Consider the following 18,149-nt stretch of genomic DNA (forward strand, 5'->3'; position numbering starts at 1 on the left):
CCTCCCGCCCCGCCGCAGGCGTTTGGCCCACGGCTCGAGGACAAAGGGGGGTACCAAGTGGGAGACGTCGCCGCCCCAGGTGGCGACCTCCTTGACCAGGGAGGACGACAGGAAGCTGTAGGTGGGGTTGGTGGGGACGAAGAGGGTCTCCACGCCCGACAGGCCGATGTTCATCTGTGCCATCTGCAGCTCGTAGTCGAAGTCGCTGACGGCGCGCAGGCCCTTGACGATGGCGGGGATGTCGCGCTGCTTGCAGAAGTCCACGAGGAGGCCGTGGAAGGCCTCGACCCGTACGTTCGCGTACTCGGCGGTGACCTCGCGGATGAGGTCGATCCGCTCCTCCACCTCGAACAGGCCCTTCTTGGACTTGTTGATCATCACCGCGACATAGACCTCGTCGTACAGCTTGGAGGCGCGGCCAATGATGTCGAGGTGTCCATTGGTGATGGGGTCGAACGACCCGGGACAGACGGCGCGGCGCACTTGGGATCCCTCGCTCTCCGGTCCGGTCATCGTGCGTCTTCGCACGTAGAGGCGGCGCGACCGTACCAAAACGTTCCCTCGCCGTAGCGACGGGCCCGGAGCGCTTCGAAACCGGTCGGCCAGGCGAATTCACCGCCTCTGGTGCTGCGCTCCACGGTGACGAGGGCTTCGTCGGCGAGCCAGCCTCCGGTGCGGAGTGTGAGCAGAATCTCCCGAAGATCGTCGTCCGGGACGGCGTACGGGGGGTCGAGGAAGACGATGTCGTACGGCTCCTGGGGGGCCGGGCCCTGGATGATCTGTTCCGCTTTGCCGGACCTCACCTCCGCTCCGGGGAGGCCGAGCGTTCTGACGTTGTCGCGGATCGTCCGGGCGGCGCGGGCATCGGCCTCGACGAGGAGGGTGTGGGCGGCGCCGCGGGAGAGGGCCTCCAGGCCCACGGCTCCGGAGCCTGCGTAGAGGTCGAGGACGCGTTCGCCTTCCAGGGGGCCGCCGAGGAGGGCCTGCCAGGTGGAGAAGAGGCCCTCGCGTGCGCGATCGGAGGTGGGGCGGGTGCCGTTCCCCGGCGGGACGGCCAGGCGGCGTCCGCCGGCTGCGCCGGCGATCACGCGGGTCATCTTGGGTCCTTCTTCATGGGCGGCTTTACGGTTCAGTCTGGCAGGCGCGGGTGGAGGGTGCCTTGTGTCGTTCGGCCGCTTGTCCGGCCGCTGCGGCTCGCGGGGTGGTCGCGCGGTTCGGCGCGCACCGCCGGGGCAGGCCCGTCGCCCTCAGCGGCAGGTGCCAGGGGGCGGGGCATGTGTCGGCGCAGGACGTGGTGTCCGGCCTTGAACGCCCGCTCAGCCCTTCTCCAGGTACTGCTCCCTCTCCTCGTCCAGCAGGGCGTCCAGGGCCGTTCTCAGGCCCGGGAAGGATTCCAGCTCCGGGTCCTCGGCCACCACCGACGCCGCTTCCTCCCTCGCCTCCGCGATGATCTCCTCGTCGTCGATCACGGTGAGCACGCGGAGGCTGGTGCGGGCGCCGGACTGTGCCTGGCCGAGGACGTCGCCCTCGCGACGCTGTTCGAGGTCGATGCGGGAGAGTTCGAAGCCGTCGAGGGTGGAGGCGACGGCGCCCAGACGCTGGCGGGCGGCGCTGGCCTCGGGCATCTCCGTGACGAGGAGGCAGAGGCCGGGGGCGGAGCCCCGGCCGACGCGGCCGCGGAGCTGGTGGAGCTGGGAGACGCCGAAGCGGTCGGCGTCCATGATGACCATCGCCGTGGCGTTCGGGACGTTGACGCCGACCTCGATGACCGTGGTCGCCACCAGGACCTTGGTCTCGCCGGCGGCGAAGCGGCGCATGACCGCGTCCTTGTCGTCCGGGTGCATACGGCCGTGCAGGACCTCGACCCGGAGGCCCTGGAGGGGGCCCTGGGTGAGCTGGTCGGCGATGTCGAGGACGGCGAGGGGCGGGCGCTTCTCGGCCTCGTCCTCGGGGGACTTCCCGGTCTTTCCGGGGCCGGCCTGTTCGTCGATGTCGTCGCCGATGCGGGGGCAGACGACATACGCCTGGTGGCCGTTCTCCACCTCCTCGCGCACCCGCTCCCAGGTGCGGGCGAGGAAGTGGGGTTTGTCGGCGGCGGGGACGACATGGCTGGCGATCGGCGAGCGGCCCGCGGGGAGTTGGTCGAGGACCGAGGTCTCCAGGTCGCCGAAGACGGTCATCGCGACCGTGCGGGGGATCGGGGTGGCCGTCATGACGAGGAGGTGGGGCGGTTGTTTGCCCTTGCCCCGCAGGGCGTCGCGCTGCTCCACACCGAAGCGGTGCTGTTCGTCGACGACGACCAGGCCCAGGTCGTGGAACTGCACCTTGTCCTCGATCAGCGCGTGGGTACCGATGACGATGCCGGCCTCGCCGGTGACCAGGTCGAGCAGCGCCTGCCGGCGGGCCGCCGCGCCCATCGAACCGGTGAGCAGCACCACCTTGGTGGCGTGCTCGGCGCCGCCCAGCATGCCGCCCTCGGCGAGCTCGCCCATCATTTCCGTGACCGACCGGTGGTGCTGCTGGGCGAGCACCTCGGTCGGCGCGAGCATGGCCGCCTGGCCACCGGAGTCGACCACGGCCAGCATGGCGCGCAGGGCCACCAGCGTCTTTCCCGAGCCCACTTCACCCTGGAGCAGCCGGTGCATCGGGTGCTCGGTGGCGAGGTCGTCGAAGATCTCCTTCGAGACCTTCTTCTGGCCGTCGGTGAGGGTGAACGGGAGGCGGGCGTCGAAGGCGGTGAGAAGGCCGTCCGGGGTGGGGCGGCGGGCGACGGCGGGGAGTTGGGCGTCGGTGTGCCGGCGGCGGGCGAGGGCGACCTGCAGGACGAAGGCCTCGTCCCACTTGAGGCGGTCCCGGGCGTCCTCGACATCCGCCTTGGTGTGGGGGCGGTGGATCTTCAGGAGGGCCTCGGGCAGCGAGACCAGGCCCCGGCCCGCGCGCAGGGCGTCGGGGAGGGGGTCGAGGGCCTCGTGGGCGCTCGGCAGGACCGTCTGGACCGCCTTGGCGATCTTCCAGGACTCCAGCTTGGCGGTGGCCGGGTAGATCGGGATGAGGGCGCCGGCCCAGCTGTCGACCGTCTCCGCCACGTCTTCGCCGCGCAGCAGTTCGTATGCGGGATGGGCCAGCTGGAGGCGACGGTTGAAGACGGAGACCTTGCCGGCGAAGAGGGCGCGGGTGCCGGGGAGGAGCTCCTTGTGGGGCTTGTGCACGCCGTTGCCGAAGAAGACCAGCTGGAGGCGGCCGCTGCCGTCGGTGATGGTGACTTCGAGACGCTGGCCCTTGCCCCGGGGCGCCTTGGCGGAGGCGAACGTGTGCAGGCGGGCGTCGGCGACCTGGGCGACCACCGTGACGTGCTCGTCCATCGGGAGGTCGGCGAGGTGGGTGAGCTGCCCGCGCTCCTCGTACCTGCGGGGATAGTGGTGCAGCAGGTCTCCGACGGTGTGCAGGCCGAGGTGCTCGGCCATCACCTTCGCGGTGGCGGCGCCGAGCGTGTTCTTGAGCGGTTCTTCGAGCGCGGGCACGGGATCCATTGCACACCACGGCACTGACAATCCCGTATACGTCCTGGAAATCCGCTGGTCAGGCGGGTCGTTCCCGCCTAGGATGACGCACTCCCGGGTCTGTAACGATGGCCCGTGCCGCCTCCCGTCCGCGGTCACCGTCTCGCGGGACCGCCCTACCCCGCGCCGTCGCCCGACCCCCACCCCCCCGGCGCTGCGACGATGGACTCAATGACCTCACAGTCATCCCAGGCATCCCAGACTCCACAGTCACCTCACACGTTCCAGGTCGATCTGCGTGGCCTGGTGGATCTGCTCTCGCACCACCTCTACTCCAGTCCGAAGGTCTACCTGCGCGAGCTGTTGCAGAACGCGGTGGACGCGATCACCGCGCGGCGGGCCGAGGAGCCCGACGCGCCCGCCCGGGTGCGGCTGTTCGCCGAGGGCGGCGCACTGCGGGTGGAGGACTCCGGCGTGGGGCTCACGGAGTCCGACGTGCACAGCCTCCTCGCCACGATCGGCCGCAGCTCCAAGCGGGCCGACGGGCTCCAGGAGGTCCGCTCGGACTTCCTCGGGCAGTTCGGCATAGGGCTGCTGGCGTGCTTCGTGGTGGCCGAGCGGATACGGGTCGTCAGCCGCAGCGCCCGTACGCCCGACGCGCCGCCCGTGGAGTGGACGGCCACCGACGACGGCTCGTACACCGTGCGGACGCTGCCGGACGAGGCTCGTCCCGAGCCGGGTACGACCGTGCATCTGGTCGCGCGGCCGGGCGCGGCGGACTGGCTCTCGCACGCGCGCGTGCTGTCGCTGGCGCGGGACTTCGGGTCGCTGCTGCCGTACGACGTCCGGGTGGGCGAGGAGGCGGTGACGGATCTGCCGGCGCCCTGGAACCGCCCCTATCCCTCCCCCGCCACCCGGAGGGTGGCCCTCGCGCGGCACTGCCACGACCTGTTCGGGTTCGCCCCGCTGGACGCGATCGAGCTGGACGTGCCGCTGGCCGGGGTCCGGGGCGTTGCGTATGTGCTGCCGTCCGCGGTCAGTCCGGCGCAGCGGGCGGGCCACCGGGTGCACCTGAAGGGCATGCTGCTCACCGAGCGGGCCGAACAGCTGCTGCCGGAGTGGGCGTTCTTCGTGCGCTGCGTGATCGACACGGACAGTCTGCGGCCCACGGCGTCGCGCGAGTCGCTGTACGAGGACGAGACCCTCGCGGCCGTCCGGGAGGCGCTGGGCGACCGGATCCGCGGTTGGCTGACCGGTCTCGCCGCGGGTGATCCGGAGCGGCTCGCGGCCTTCCTGTCGGTGCACCACCTGGGGGTGAAGTCCCTGGCGCGGCACGACAGGGAGATGCTGCGCACGATGCTGCCGTGGCTGCCCTTCGAGACGACGGACGGGCGGCTGTCCCTGGAGGAGTTCGCGCAGCGGCACCCGGTGGTCCACTTCACGCGGACGGTCGAGGAGTACCGCCAGGTCGCGCCGATCGCCTCCGCGCAGGGCGTCGGGGTGATCAACGGCGGTTACACGTACGACAGCGAGCTGGTCGAGGCACTGCCGTCGGTGCGCCCGGGCACGATGGTCGCCGAGCTGGACGCCGACACGGTGACCGCGCATCTGGACGCGCCCGACCCGGACGAGGAGCTGGCGCTGGCGGGCTTCCTGTCGGCCGCGCGGGCGAAGCTCGACCCCCTGGGCTGTGATGTCGTGCTGCGGGCGTTCCATCCGCTGTCGGTGCCAGCGCTGCACCTGGACGACCGTTCCTCCCGGCACGAGCAGGCCCGCGCGGAGGCCGAGGAGCAGGCCGACGACCTGTGGGCGGGAATCCTCGGCTCCCTGCGCGGCAGCGCCCCGCGCGCGCGGCTGGTGTTGAACCACCTCAACCCGCTCGTCCGGCGGATCGGTTCCCTGGGCGATCCCGAGCTGATCGGGACGGCCACCGAGTCCTTGTACGGGCAGGCCCTGCTGATGGCGCAGCGCCCGCTCAGGCCGGCGGACTCGGCGCTGCTGAACCGCGCGTTCATCGGCCTCCTGGAGTGGGCCACGCACAGCGAGACCGGGTCCGGGGAGGGCGGCCGACCGTGAGGGACGTCATGGACTTCGACGAACTGCGCCGGGCCATGGCGGAGAACTACGAGCAGCCGGAGGGCCCCGCCCGCAACGCGCGCGCGGAGCGGCTGCTCGCCGAGGCCGAGAAGCTGAACATCCCGCTCGCCGTGATCGAGGCGCTCGGCCACCAGCTGAAGGTCTACAACTACAGCTCCGAGAAGGACAAGATGTTCGTCCCCTTCGCGCGTCTGCTGCGCATGTGGGACGAGCGCCCCGAGGACTTCGACGAGTACGAGGTCCACTCGCTGCACTGGGTGTTCAAGTGGATGTCGGCCGGCATGCTCAACCAGCCGCACGTGCCGCTCGCCTCCATCGAGAAGTGGCTCGGCGAGATGGAGCACCGCTACCGGCTCGCCGGGCACTCGGAACGGGCCGTGCGCAGCGCCGAGTTCAGTGTGGCCGCACACATCGGTGACCTGGCGCGGGCCGAGCGGGCCTACGACGCCTGGCTGGCCGCCGACCGGGACAGCATGGCCGACTGCCACGCGTGCGAGCTGCACGGCCAGGGCTGGTGGCAGGCACGGCAGCGGCACGACGCGGAGGCGCTGCGGCTGTGGGCGCCGGTCCTGGAGGGCGAGTACACCTGCGCCCACGAGCCGCACACCGTCCTGGCGTCCTCCCTGCTGCCGCTGCTGCGGCTGGGCCGCCTGGACGAGGCGCGCGCCCACCATCTGCGCGGCTTCCGGCTGGTGCGGCCCATGGAGAGCATGCGGGGCGCGTACGCGGACCACGTGGAGTTCTGCGCTCTGACCGGCAACGAGGCGCGCGGCCTGGAGCTGCTGGCCGAGCGTCCGGCGTACTTCACGGACTCCGGGGACCCGCGCAGCCGACTGGACTTCACGGCCGTGGTGGCCCTCCTCATGGCCCGCCTGGTCACCCGAGGGTTCGCCGATCAGACGGTCCCGGGGCCCGCCGGACGTACCTGGACCGCCGGCGAACTGGCCTCCCACGCGCGCGTGGAGGCCCTGTCCCTGGCCGCCCGGTTCGACGAGCGCAATGGCACGGCGTACGTCAGCACGCACGTCCGGGAGCGCATGGACCGGCTGCCGCTGGTGGACCGGCTGCCGCTGGGCGTGCGCGCGACGGGCACGGTGCCGGTCCCGGCGCCTCGAAAGCCCCTGGCCGTGGAGCGCGCGGAGGCGGCTCCGGCACCGGACGACCTGCCCGCGCTCCTGGCCGAGGCGCGGCGGCTCTCCGAGTCCCTGCACCCGGCCTCCGTGGGCGCGTGGGCCGCGGTGGCGCGTGCCGCCGAGGCGGACGGCGCGGAGCTGGACGCCCATGACCGGGCGGAGATCGTGGACCACCGGGCGATCGGCCTCGGTCCCGAGGGGCGCACTCTGTTCGACCACGCGGCGGAGCTGTACGAGGAGGCCGGTGACCCGGGCGAGGCGCTGGCGGCACGCGCGCGTGGCGCGACCGTCCACGCTCTGAACGGCCATGCCGAGGAAGCCCTGGAGCTGCTCTCCGAGCCGTACGAGAAGGTTCTCGCCCTCTACGCGAGCGGCGGCACGGGCCTCCGGCAGGCGGCGTCCGTACTGGTGGGGCGGGCCCGGATACTCATGCGGCAGCTGGAGGACACGGACCCGGACGAGAGCCTGCTGACCGCCGCCGAGGCGGCCGTGCGGGAACTGGCGGAATGCGTCGAACCGCACCGCGCGCAGGACGTGCGGCTGGCCTCGCGGGCCGCGGAGGCGCGGGCCATGCTCGGTGAGCTGGCGGAGCGGAGCGGGGACGCGGAGGGAGCCGCCGAGCTGTTCGAGGAGGCCGCGGAGCGGTATGTCGGGGCCGGGGTGCCGTGGTTCGCGGTGCAGTACGAGGCCCGGCTCGCGGGGATCGCGCAGCAGCTCGGGGACCTGGAGCGGGCCGAGCGGGCCGCCCGCACGGCACTGGAGCACGGCGGTACGGATCTGGAGCCGGTGGGGCACGCCCAGCTCCACGTCCAGCTGGCCGAACTCCTCGGTGCCTCCGACCGGATCGAAGCGGGCGCGGAGCACGCGCTGGAGGCGGCGCACTGGGCCGACGAGGCCGGTGAGAGCCGGACGCTCGGCTCCTGGGCCCGGCATCTGCTCGGCGGGTTCCTGCTGCGGCAGGGGCGTTGGGCGGAGGCCGCGGAGGTATTGGAGTCGGCCCTGGTGGATCTGACGGCCGAGATCCACGGGGACGGGGCCATCGCCCAGACCCTGTGGTGGCTCGGCGACTGCCACACCGAGATGGGCGAGCACCGCGAGGCGGCCGACCGGTGGCTGCGAGCCGCCGACATCACCCGGCACTGGCCCGAGCAGCGTGACCATGCCGTGCTCGCCCACCTCGCCGCCGAGGCCCTCGCCCGCGCGGGGCTGCCCGCCGAGGCGGACCGGGCGTACGAGCGCGCGGGCGACCTCTGGGGAGAGCTGGGGAACGTCCACGGGTATGTGCGGGCGCTGCGGGCGCGGGCCTGGTACGCGGCGCAGGAGGGGGCGGGGCTCGACGCCGCCCGGGAGCTGATGGGCGACGCGGTGCGCGGGTGCGAGGCGGCCCTGACGGATGTGACCGGCGAGGAGCACCGGCTGCGGATCCACGCCGAACTAGGCGAGACGTACCGGCAGTTCGGTGACCTGCTCGCCCGGTCCGTCGCGGAGGACGCCGAGCTCGCCTCGTACCGTGCGGTCTTCGAGGAGGCGCTGACGCTCGTCGAGCGGGCCGTGGCGGTGTACGGCTCCCTGGGGGCCGACTTCCTGGACGCGCGGACCGGCGCGGAACTCGCGGCCGGGTGGCTGGAGGCGGACCTCCAGCGGGCGGCGGACGCGGCGGGGCGGGCACGGAGTGTGCTGGCCGCGTACGGCGACGGCGGCCGGGAGGACGAGACGGTGGTGGCTCGTCGGGCGGAGGCGGAGCGGATGTTGGGGCTGGTGGGGGGCGTGGGGGACGGCTAGGGCTCAGGGGGCGTGGGGCGGGCTCGGGTTCTCGCCCCCGCCGCCCCTGCCGTCCCTGCCGTCCCGTCCCCAGGGGGGTGCCGCCCCTTCGGCCCCGCTCGGGCGCCCAGGAGGTCGGGGACGCGTGTGGTGACGGCGGGTGCGGGTGGGGCGTGGTTTCTCTCGCAGTTCCCCGCGCCCCCAAGAACGGGCGGTGCCCAGCGTCCTGAGCCACTCACGGCTTTTGCGCGCCTCCGAAGAACGAACGCATCCCCCGCGCCTGCGGAAAACGTCCAGGCCCAGGCCCCGGCCCCCGGCCGTCGAAAAGCCCCGCACGCCCCCGCCCCCACACAGGCGCCCCGGCGGAGCTATTCGACGCCGATCAGCAGGAGCGCTCCCTGGCGGCCGCCCCGGTAGACCACAGTGTCCACTCCCAGGTGGGACTCGCGCAGCCTGGTCTCCACGTGGTCGGCGATGCCTTCGGGGGCGTCGTCCCCGAGGACCAGGGTGACCATTTCGCCGCCGGCGGCGAGCATGCGGTCGACGACGGAGGCGGCGGTCGCGGTGACGTCGTCGCCGATGACGGCGACATCGCCCTCGATGAGTCCGAGGACGTCACCTGCCTGGCAGATGCCGGCCATGGTCCAGGACTGGCGCTCGGCGATGACGACCTCGGCGTAGCGGGTGGCGCCGGCCGCGGACGTCATGGAGACGACGTCCTCGTCGAAGCGGCGGCCGGGCTCGTGCACGGCGAGTGCGGCGATGCCCTGGACGGCCGAGCGGGTGGGGATCAGGGCCACCCGTACGCCCTCGGCGCGGGCCTGTTCGGCCGCCGCGGCCGCCGTGTGGCGCAGCTCCGCATCGTTGGGCAGGAGCACCACCTCGCGCGCGTGGGCACGCCGTACGGCCTCGACGAGCTCCCCGCTGGCGGGCGGCTCCCCGGCGCGGGCCAGCACCGTGGTCGCGCCGGCCTCGGTGTACAGCCCGGCCAGGCCCTCCCCCGGTACGACGGCGACGACGGCGCGCTGGGCACGCTCACGCGGCTGCCGCCCTGCCTCGCCGGCCAGATGCGCGTCCTCGGCCCCGAAATGCGTGATGCGGATCCGGTACGGCCGCCCGGCCTCGACCCCCGCCTCCACGGCGGCACCGGCGTCGTCGACGTGCACATGGATGTTCCACAGGCCGTCCCCGCCGACGACGACGAGCGAGTCGCCCAGTTCGTCCAGCCGGCGGCGCAACCGGGCCACAGCGGCGTCGTCCGCCTCCAGGAGGTAGATCACCTCGAAGGCCGGCCCGCCGGTCCCGGGCCGGTCGTCGACGCACACCTCGGGACCGACGCCCTCCGCGCCTCGCACGGCTTCGGCTCCGGTACCGGCCACGCGCGCGTGTGTGGCCGCGAGGTCGGACGAACCGGCGGGCACGGTGAAGGCATGCGTCCTCGGCGCCTCCCCCGTGAACGTCTCCACCAGCGCCGCCAGCACCGCCACCAGGCCGCGTCCCCCCGCGTCCACGACGCCCGCGCGAGCCAGCTGCGCCAGTTGCCCGGGGGTCGCCAGCAGGGCCGTGCCGGCACCCTCGTAGGCGGCGCGTGCCACCACGCCGCAGTCGCCCTCGGCGGCGACCACCGCGTCGGCGGCCGCGGAGGCAACCGTGAGGACGGTGCCCTCCACCGGGTGCGCGACGGCCTCGCGTGCGGAGTCGGCGGCGTGCCGGAGGGCGAGGCGGAGCCCCTGGCCGTCGGTGTGGGCGGCCTCGCTGTCGTCCGCGAGCACCTTGGCCATACCGCGCAGGAGCTGCGCGAGGATCGTCCCGGAGTTCCCCCGGGCGCCTATGAGTGCGCCGTGCGCCATGGCGCGTGCGGCCTCGGCGAGGGTGGGCTGCCCGGCGGCGGGCGAGCCGGGCGCCGACCCGCTCTCGTGGCCCGCGAACACCGCCTCCACGGCGGCCGCCGCCGACTCCATGGTCAGATAGAGGTTCGTCCCGGTGTCGCCGTCGGCGACCGGATAGACGTTGATCGCGTCGATCTCCTCACGGGCCCGCCCCAGGGCGGCCAACGCGAGGCCGCACCAGGTGCGCACCGCCAGAGCATCGAAGAATGTCTGCGGCACCTGCGGCACCTGCGCCTCCTTGAGCTGCTTGGCTGCTGGACGTGTGGTGGGGGAACGCCGCACGCCGCACGCAGCGTAGACCCGCAGCCGTGACCGCCGGTAAGAGGGCCGGGACGAGGCCCGGACCAGCCATGGTAGTTTCGTTGTACGGACGCAGTCGTTGTATGCTGCTCCGGTTGCCCGATCCGGATCACCGATCCAGACCGGGCCTTCCCCCTGGCAACGCCACTCAGATCCCGGTCTCGGGATCGTGATCCCGGCATGCCGGGATCAACCGTAAGTGCATCTGAAGTCTTTGGAGTGACCCGTGGCTGCCAACTGCGACGTCTGCGGCAAGGGGCCGGGCTTCGGCAACAACATCTCGCACTCGCACCGCCGTACGTCCCGCCGCTGGAACCCGAACATCCAGCGTGTGCGTACCGTGGTGGGCGGGACGCCGAAGCGCGTGAACGCTTGCACCTCGTGCATCAAGGCCGGCAAGGTCTCGCGCTGACGCTCAGCTAGCGCGCGGCCACTGCTGGTTCGCTGCACAGAGCCGGTCCACCGATGGTGGGCCGGCTTTTTGCCGTGCCTTCCCGGATGCCGACGCTGCTGCTCCTCGACGGGGCCGTACGGTCTCCCTCCAGCGCCTGACCGACGGTCCGTGTGCCGGACAACTGCGAGCACCTGGTCGAGGAGACGCCGCCCGTGTCCTCGGGCTCCTCCTCGGCGGCTGCCCGGGCCTGCGGGTCCTCGCCACCAGCCGGGAGGCCCTCGGCGTCACCGGCGAGATCCTCGTACCGGTGTCGCCCCCGCTTCCGGAACCCGCGGACCGCCCCTTCCTGGACCGGACACGAGCCGTACGCCCCGACCTCGCCGTCCCCGACGCCATCGGCCGGAAACCCCCGGCGGCCGCTCTTCGCCCCGCCCACCGAGCGGCGGATCCGCGGCCGGGACCGGATGTACCGGCGGCTCGCGTCCCGGCCCATGGCTGCCTGCTTCCAGCGGCTCACCGGGAGGCCGGCGACGAACATCACGTTGCCGGCGTACGCCGGGTGAGCGCCCACCCGTGGTCCACGGGCCCGATGCCGCCGCCGAGCGCGAACCCGGCGGCGATCGCCCCGGTCACGTACTCCTTCGCCGCCGCCACGGCCTCCGGCACGGCCAGGCCCCGCGCGAGCCGCGCCGCGATCGCGGAGGCGAGAGTGCAGCCCGTGCCGTGCGTGTGCCGGTTGTCGTACCTCGGTGCCCGCAGCCAGTGCTCCTGCGAGCCGTCGGTGAGCAGGTCGACGGCGTCTCCACAGAGATGCCCGCCCTTGATCACCACCCAGCGGGGCCCGTACGCCAGCACGGCCTCGGCCGCCTCGCGCATCCCGGCCTCCGACTCGACGCGCACACCGGTGAGTTGGGCGACCTCGTCGAGGTTGGGGGTGGCGACGGTCGCCGTGGGCAGCAGACGCTCGCGGACGGCGTCCAGGGCGGACGCGGCGAGCAGCGGATCGCCGTGCTTGGAGACGCCGACCGGGTCGACGACCACGGGCGCGTCCGTGGCGGCGAGCAACTCGGCGACCGTCTCGACGAGTTCGGCGGAGGCGAGCATGCCGGTCTTGACGGCCTCGACACCGATGTCGTCGACGACGCTGCGGTACTGGGCGCGCACGGCCTCCACCGGAAGCTCCCAAGCGCCCTGCACCCCGAGGGAGTTCTGCGCGGTGACAGCGGTGACGACGCTCATGCCGTGCACGCCGAGCGCCAGCATGGTCTTGAGGTCGGCCTGGATGCCGGCCCCGCCCCCGGAGTCCGAGCCCGCGACGGTGAGCACCCGGGGCGGTGCGCTCGGTGCCCCGGTCACGACTCTATGTCCGCGAAGTGGTCCCAGCCGCCCTTGCTGGTCCAGGGCGCCCCGTCGACGGTGACCTGCGGCAGCGCCGACGGGTTGAGGACCTCGCCGATCACCTTCCAGCGGGCGGGCAGCTTCACGTCCGGCGGGAAGGTGGCCACGATGGCGTGGTCCTCGCCGCCGGTGAGCACCCACTGGATGGGGTCGACGCCGACGGCCTGCCCGATGTCGTTCATCTGGGACGGGATGTCGATCGCGCCGGACCGGATGTCGATCCGGCAGTTGCTGGCCTCGGCGATGTGCCCGAGGTCCGCGATCAGCCCGTCGCTCACGTCGCACATGGCGGTGGCGCCCAGGTCGGCCGCGGCGGGGCCCGCGTGATACGGAGGCTCGGGGCGCCGGTGGGCCTCCACGAAGGCGCGCGGCGAACGGAAGCCGCGGGAGAGGACCGCGTGCCCGGCGGCGGACCAGCCGAGCCAGCCGGTGACGGCCACGACGTCCCCCGGCTGGGCCCCGCCCCTGGTCACAGGCTCGTGGTTGCGCAGATCGCCGAGCGCGGTGATCGAGATCATGATGGTGTCGCCGCGGACCACGTCACCGCCCACGACGGCCGCCCCGGCGACCTGGCACTCGTCGCGCAGGCCGTCCATCAGCTCGGTCGCCCAGGTCACCGGGAGATCGACGGGCGCGACCAGGCCGAGGAGCAGCGCGGTGGGCACGGCGCCCATGGCGGCGATGTCCGCGAGGTTCTGGGCGGCCGCCTTACGGCCGACGTCGTACGCCGTGGACCAGTCGCGGCGAAAGTGCCGCCCCTCCAGCAGGAGGTCGGTGCTCGCCACGACCCGGCGGTCCGGCGCGGCCACCACAGCGGCGTCGTCGCCGGGGCCGACCCGGACCGCCGGGGTGGTGGTGAGCCGGGAGGTGAGCTCCCTGATGAGCCCGAACTCCCCCAGCTCTCCCACGGTGCCCTTCATCGTCGTATCGCCCCTTCTTGTGCCGCTTCCAGTGTCACCCGCGCCCGGTCGCGAGCGGTCCTCGCCCTCGGTACGGTCGAGTTGACCGTCGACTTGCGCACTCCCGGCGCCCCGGTGTGCGCGGCGCGGCCTGTGCGGGTCTCCCCGCGGCGCGCCACTACGCGATACCGTGGCGTTCCTTTTCCCCACATGATCCTCGTGGCCGCCCTGGAGGTTCCGTGGTACAGGCGTACATCCTGATCCAGACGGAGGTCGGCAAGGCGTCGACCGTCGCCGACATGATCAGCAAGATCCCTGGGGTCATCCAGGCCGAGGACGTGACGGGTCCCTACGACGTCATCGTCCGCGCCCAGGCCGACACCGTGGACGATCTCGGCCGGCTGGTGGTCGCCAAGGTCCAGCAAGTGGACGGCATCACCCGCACGCTGACCTGCCCGGTCGTGCACCTGTAGCCCCCGTCTACCCCTGGCCGGTGTGCTTCCCGCATCACCGGCACCCCGCTCGTTTCGGGCTGCCCGTTCTGGTCGTGTCGTTGATCGCCGTCGCGGGCTGCTCCTCAGCAGACGACGGCGGATCAGCGGCGGTTCCCAGCCCGGACGCGACCGTCACGAAGCTGTGCCGGAACCCGGGCGGGGCGTTGCCACCGAAAGTGGACGGTCTCGGCCGCCGGGACCCCGAGCCCGCCTCGCCGCTGACAGCGGGCTGGGGCAGCCCGGCGATCATACTGCGCTGCGGTGTTCCCCGGCCGCCCAGGAGGACGGACCCGGTGGTGGCCGAAGAGCGTGACGCCGACGGTGGACGGTGCGGTGGACGGTGAGCGACCGGCTGCCGGCGAGGCGCCCGCGATCAAGGAGGCGATCCCCGAGGGGGATCGCCTCCTGAGGGGTGCCGCGTGCCTCAGCGAAGACCCGTCGGCCTGCGCAGCGCCGCCTGGATCAGGCGGTCCACCAGCTCCGGGTACGCGATGCCGGTCGCCTGCCACATCGCCGGGTACATCGAGATCGGCGTGAAACCGGGGAGCGTGTTGATCTCGTTGATGACGAAGTGGCCGTCCTCCGTGAGGAAGAAGTCCGCGCGGACCAGACCCTCGCAGGAGGCCGCCTCGAAGGCGTCGACGGCGAGGCGCTGGACCTCTGCGGTCTCCTCCTCGGTCAGCGGCGCCGGGACGATGCCCGGGGTCGAGTCGATGTACTTGGCCTCGAAGTCGTAGTACGCGTGGGCCTCGGGCGGCGGGATCTCGGCCGGGACGGAGGCGCGGGGGCCGTCCTCGAACTCCAGGACGCCGCACTCGATCTCGCGGCCCCGCAGGGCGGCCTCGACGAGGATCTTCGGGTCGTGGCTCTGGGCCTCGGCGATGGCCTCGTCCAGACCGGCCAGGTCGTCGACCTTGGTGATGCCGATGGAGGAGCCCGCGCGGGCGGGCTTCACGAAGAGCGGCCAGCCGTGCTCACCGGCGAAGTCGATGATCTTCTTACGGGCGGCGGACTCGTCGAGCTGCCATTCGCGCGGCCGGATCACCACGTACGGGCCGACCCGCAGCCCGAAGGAGGTGAACACCCGCTTCATGTACTCCTTGTCCTGGCCGACGGCCGAGGCGAGGACGCCCGAGCCGACGTACGGGACGCCGGAGAGCTCCAGCAGACCCTGGAGGGTGCCGTCCTCGCCGTACGGGCCGTGCAGGACGGGGAAGACGACGTCGACCTCGCCGAGCGCCTTGGGCACCGAGCCGGGCTCGCTGTAGACGACCTCGCGGTTGGCCGGGTCGACGGGGAGCACCACGCCGCCCTCCTGCGACTCGGCGAGCTCCTCGACGCTGGGCGTACGGCGGTCGGTGATCGCCATGCGCTCCGGCTCGTCGGCGGTGAGCGCCCAACGGCCGTCCCGGGTGATGCCGATCGGCAGGACGTCGTACTTCGTCCGGTCGATGGCACGCAGGACGGCGCCGGCCGTGACCACGGAGATCCCGTGTTCCGAGCTGCGGCCGCCGAAGACGACGGCCACGCGCGGCTTGCGGGACGGCTGCTCAGGGCTCTGGGGGAGGTTCTCGGTGCTCATATCGCGATGAGAGTACCCGTTGGTAGTGCGGCCGTCAGCGCCCGCACGGCCGGTATCGCTCAGCGTCGCTCCGACTTGGCGGAGCGCGACATCAGCTCCTTGAGGGCGACCACGGGCGGCTTGCCCTCGTGCACGATGTCGACGACCGTCTCGGTGATGGGCATGTCGACGCCGTGCCGGCGCGCCAAGTCCGCCACGGACTCACAGGACTTGACACCCTCGGCGGTCTGCTTGGTGACCGCGATGGTCTCCTGGAGGGTCATGCCCTTGCCCAGGTTGGTGCCGAAGGTGTGGTTGCGGGAGAGCGGCGAGGAGCAGGTCGCGACCAGGTCGCCGAGGCCCGCGAGCCCGGAGAAGGTCAGCGGATCGGCGCCCATGGCCAGGCCCAGTCGAGTGGTCTCGGCGAGGCCCCGGGTGATGAGCGACCCCTTGGCGTTGTCGCCGAGGCCCATGCCGTCCGCGATGCCGACGGCGAGGCCGATGACGTTCTTGACGGCGCCGCCCAGTTCGCAGCCGACGACGTCGGTATTGGTGTACGGGCGGAAGTACGGGGTGTGGCAGGCGGCCTGGAGCCGCTGGGCGACGGCCTCGTCGGTGCAGGCGACCACGGAGGCGGCCGGCATGCGGGAAGCGATCTCGCGTGCCAGATTGGGGCCGGTGACGACGGCGACACGGTCCTGTCCGACCTTGGCGACGTCCTCGATGACCTCGCTCATCCGCATGGCGGAACCGAGTTCGACGCCCTTCATGAGCGAGACGAGGACGGTGTCGGGGGCGAGCAGCGGCACCCATTCGGCGAGGTTGGCGCGCAGGGTCTGGGAGGGGACGGACAGCACGGTGAAGTCGGCGCCGGCGGCGGCCTCGGCCGGGTCCGTGGTGGCGCGCACGTTCCGCGGGAGTTCCAGGCCCGGCAGGTAGTCCACGTTGGTCCGGGTGGAGTTGATGGCGTCCGCGACCTCCGCGCGGCGCGCCCACAGCGTGACCTCGCACCCCGCGTCGGCGAGCACCATGCCGAAGGCCGTGCCCCACGAACCGGCGCTGAACACGGCCGCCTTGACCGGCTTGCTCACTTGCCCTGCCCCTCTTCCTGATGTGCCTGTTCCCGCAGGGCTCCATTGTGCTGACCGGACCGCTGGTGCTCGACCGTCGCCGCGGTCCGGCGCCGCTGCTCGATGCGCTCCCGCCTCGGGTCGTAGGGCGTCTCGGGCGCCTTCTCGCCGCGGATCTCCTCCAGCTGGCGGGTGATGGCCGCCATGATGACCTCCGTGGCGTCCTTCAGCAGCTCGGGGGTCATCTCCTTGCCGTAGAAGCTCGAGAGGTCGACGGGCGGGCCCGCGAGCACGTGGTGCGTCTTGCGCGGCAGGAGGTGGGGCCTCTTGGCGTACGGCGGCAGCAGTTCGTTGGCACCCCACTGGGCCACGGGGATCACCGGGCACCTGGTCTGGAGGGCGACCCTCGCGGCCCCGGTCTTGCCGGTCATGGGCCACTGGTCCGGGTCCCGGGTGATGGTGCCCTCCGGATAGAAGGCGACGCACTCACCGCGCTCCACGGCGTCGATCGCGGCACGGAAGGCGCTCAGCGCGTCCGTGGTCTCGCGGTAGACGGGGATCTGTCCGGTGCCGCGCATCGCGGCACCCACGAATCCCTTCTTGAAAAGACCGCTCTTGGCGAGGAATCGCGGAACGCGGCCGCTGTTGTACTGAAAGTGCGCGTACGCGAAGGGGTCGAGGTGCGAATTGTGGTTCACCGCGGTGATAAATCCACCGTCGGCCGGAATGTTCTCCATTCCGCGCCAGTCCCGCTTGATCAGAATCACCAGCGGCGGTTTGCACAGGACCGCGGCAAAGCGGTACCAGAAGCCGATTCTGCGGCGGGACACTCGGACACCTTCCTCTAGGGGGCCAGGGGGGCCAGGGGGCTCCTCGCCCGGGGAGCCGCACAAGTGTCGCCCCGGACCGCCGGTCTGTCGAGAACACCGTACGCCCCACCCTGCGGACTTCCGTTGCCCCCAGGTGACAATGACGGCGACAAGAGAGGGACGGAACACCCGTGCAGTGGACCCTGGTCGTACCCCTGAAACCCTTGGCACGGGCCAAGAGCAGGCTGTCGGACACCGCCGACGACGGCGTGCGCCCCGGTCTGGCCCTCGCCTTCGCCCAGGACACGGTGGCCGCTGCCCTGGCCTGTGCGGTGGTGCACGATGTGGTGGTCGTCACGGACGACCCGCTCGCCGGGAGTGAGCTGGCGGCGCTCGGTGCCCGGATCGTCCCCGACGACCCGGCGGCCGATCCTGCGGACGGCCTGAACGCCGCGCTGCGGCACGCGGCGGCCCTGGCACGCGCCGCCCGGCCGTACGCTCCGGTGGCCACCCTGAACGCCGATCTGCCGGCCCTGCGCCCGGCGGAACTCGCCCGCGTGCTGGACGCCGCCGCGGCGTTCCCGCGGGCGTTCCTCGCGGACGCCGCCGGCACCGGCACCACCCTGCTCGCCGCCGCTCCGGGCCGAGCGCTCCGCCCGGCGTTCGGCCCCGGTTCCCGGCTGGGCCACCGCCGCTCCGGCGCCGTGGAACTCGCACTCGACGCCGTCGACTCCGTGCGCCAGGACGTCGACACCGGCGACGACCTGCGCACCGCCCTCCTGCTCGGTGTGGGACCCCGGACGGCCGCCGCGGCCGCGCGCCTGCTGATACCTGGCCAGTAGGC

15 protein-coding genes and 1 pseudogene are annotated in these 18,149 nt (G+C 72.6%); 6 read left to right on the plus strand and 10 right to left on the minus strand.

The window, feature by feature from the left end; translation table 11 throughout:
* Positions 1-45: 45 nt before the first annotated feature.
* The 3 genes and pseudogenes from coaD to recG form a co-directional block, all read right to left on the minus strand.
* Positions 46-513, minus strand: a pseudogene (gene coaD, locus ACZ43N_RS29005) (pantetheine-phosphate adenylyltransferase); the annotation flags it as partial.
* Positions 510-1,097: a 16S rRNA (guanine(966)-N(2))-methyltransferase RsmD gene (gene rsmD, locus ACZ43N_RS29010; RefSeq protein WP_468101665.1), complete on the minus strand. Its 588-nt coding sequence runs from the start codon at positions 1,095-1,097 to the stop codon at positions 510-512. The pseudogene coaD and the gene rsmD, both read right to left, overlap by 4 nt.
* 219 nt (positions 1,098-1,316) lie before the next feature.
* A complete protein-coding gene (gene recG, locus ACZ43N_RS29015) occupies positions 1,317-3,530 on the minus strand; it encodes an ATP-dependent DNA helicase RecG (RefSeq protein WP_468101667.1) in 2,214 nt (737 codons plus the stop codon).
* Positions 3,531-3,731: 201 nt separating this feature from the next.
* Between recG and ACZ43N_RS29020 the strand changes: the two genes are divergently transcribed.
* Entirely contained in the window at positions 3,732-5,576 is a 1,845-nt protein-coding gene (locus ACZ43N_RS29020; protein WP_468101669.1) for an HSP90 family protein, read from the plus strand.
* A gap of 8 nt (positions 5,577-5,584) precedes the next feature.
* Positions 5,585-8,512: a tetratricopeptide repeat protein gene (locus tag ACZ43N_RS29025; protein ID WP_468101762.1), complete on the plus strand. Its 2,928-nt coding sequence runs from the start codon at positions 5,585-5,587 to the stop codon at positions 8,510-8,512.
* 347 nt (positions 8,513-8,859) lie between these two features.
* Here the strand turns inward: ACZ43N_RS29025 and ACZ43N_RS29030 are convergent, their stop codons facing one another.
* A complete protein-coding gene (locus tag ACZ43N_RS29030) occupies positions 8,860-10,608 on the minus strand; it encodes a DAK2 domain-containing protein (protein ID WP_468101764.1) in 1,749 nt (582 codons plus the stop codon).
* Between the two features lie 298 nt (positions 10,609-10,906).
* Here ACZ43N_RS29030 and rpmB point away from each other — a divergent pair, with 298 nt between their 5' ends.
* A complete protein-coding gene (gene rpmB, locus ACZ43N_RS29035) occupies positions 10,907-11,092 on the plus strand; it encodes a 50S ribosomal protein L28 (protein ID WP_003993230.1) in 186 nt (61 codons plus the stop codon).
* Between the two features lie 7 nt (positions 11,093-11,099).
* Here rpmB and ACZ43N_RS29040 read toward each other — a convergent pair whose 3' ends face one another.
* Genes ACZ43N_RS29040 through ACZ43N_RS29050 form a run of 3 tightly spaced genes read right to left on the minus strand, consistent with a single transcriptional unit; the run spans position 11,100 to position 13,392 of the window.
* On the minus strand, positions 11,100-11,645 hold the full coding sequence (locus ACZ43N_RS29040) for a hypothetical protein (RefSeq protein ID WP_468101671.1): 546 nt from the start codon (positions 11,643-11,645) through the stop codon (positions 11,100-11,102).
* The gene (gene thiD, locus ACZ43N_RS29045; protein WP_468101673.1) at positions 11,612-12,430 is read right to left on the minus strand and encodes a bifunctional hydroxymethylpyrimidine kinase/phosphomethylpyrimidine kinase; all 819 of its coding nucleotides are present in this window, start codon (positions 12,428-12,430) and stop codon (positions 11,612-11,614) included. The genes ACZ43N_RS29040 and thiD overlap by 34 nt, the downstream gene beginning before the upstream one ends.
* Entirely contained in the window at positions 12,427-13,392 is a 966-nt protein-coding gene (locus ACZ43N_RS29050) for a thiamine-phosphate kinase (protein ID WP_055512562.1), read from the minus strand. Before ACZ43N_RS29050 ends, thiD begins: the two co-directional genes overlap by 4 nt.
* A gap of 218 nt (positions 13,393-13,610) precedes the next feature.
* Between ACZ43N_RS29050 and ACZ43N_RS29055 the strand changes: the two genes are divergently transcribed.
* Positions 13,611-13,844: an Lrp/AsnC family transcriptional regulator gene (locus ACZ43N_RS29055; protein ID WP_468101675.1), complete on the plus strand. Its 234-nt coding sequence runs from the start codon at positions 13,611-13,613 to the stop codon at positions 13,842-13,844.
* A gap of 74 nt (positions 13,845-13,918) precedes the next feature.
* Positions 13,919-14,209, plus strand: a complete 291-nt coding sequence (locus tag ACZ43N_RS29060; RefSeq protein WP_468101766.1) for a DUF3515 family protein — start codon at positions 13,919-13,921, stop codon at positions 14,207-14,209.
* Between the two features lie 80 nt (positions 14,210-14,289).
* Here the strand turns inward: ACZ43N_RS29060 and ACZ43N_RS29065 are convergent, their stop codons facing one another.
* From ACZ43N_RS29065 to ACZ43N_RS29075, 3 genes are read right to left on the minus strand one after another with little or no spacing between them, the layout of a single operon-like run.
* Positions 14,290-15,447, minus strand: coding sequence for a D-alanine--D-alanine ligase family protein (locus tag ACZ43N_RS29065; protein ID WP_468101677.1), 1,158 nt, complete (start codon positions 15,445-15,447; stop codon positions 14,290-14,292).
* A 59-nt stretch (positions 15,448-15,506) separates the two neighbouring features.
* On the minus strand, positions 15,507-16,517 hold the full coding sequence (locus ACZ43N_RS29070; RefSeq protein ID WP_468101679.1) for an NAD(P)H-dependent glycerol-3-phosphate dehydrogenase: 1,011 nt from the start codon (positions 16,515-16,517) through the stop codon (positions 15,507-15,509).
* On the minus strand, positions 16,514-17,326 hold the full coding sequence (locus ACZ43N_RS29075) for a lysophospholipid acyltransferase family protein (RefSeq protein ID WP_468101682.1): 813 nt from the start codon (positions 17,324-17,326) through the stop codon (positions 16,514-16,516). Before ACZ43N_RS29075 ends, ACZ43N_RS29070 begins: the two co-directional genes overlap by 4 nt.
* A 170-nt stretch (positions 17,327-17,496) precedes the next feature.
* Here ACZ43N_RS29075 and cofC point away from each other — a divergent pair, with 170 nt between their 5' ends.
* Positions 17,497-18,147, plus strand: a complete 651-nt coding sequence (gene cofC / locus ACZ43N_RS29080; protein ID WP_468101683.1) for a 2-phospho-L-lactate guanylyltransferase — start codon at positions 17,497-17,499, stop codon at positions 18,145-18,147.
* The last annotated feature ends 2 nt before the right edge of the window (positions 18,148-18,149 follow it).

This window comes from Streptomyces sp. NPDC030814, from assembly GCF_055572155.1.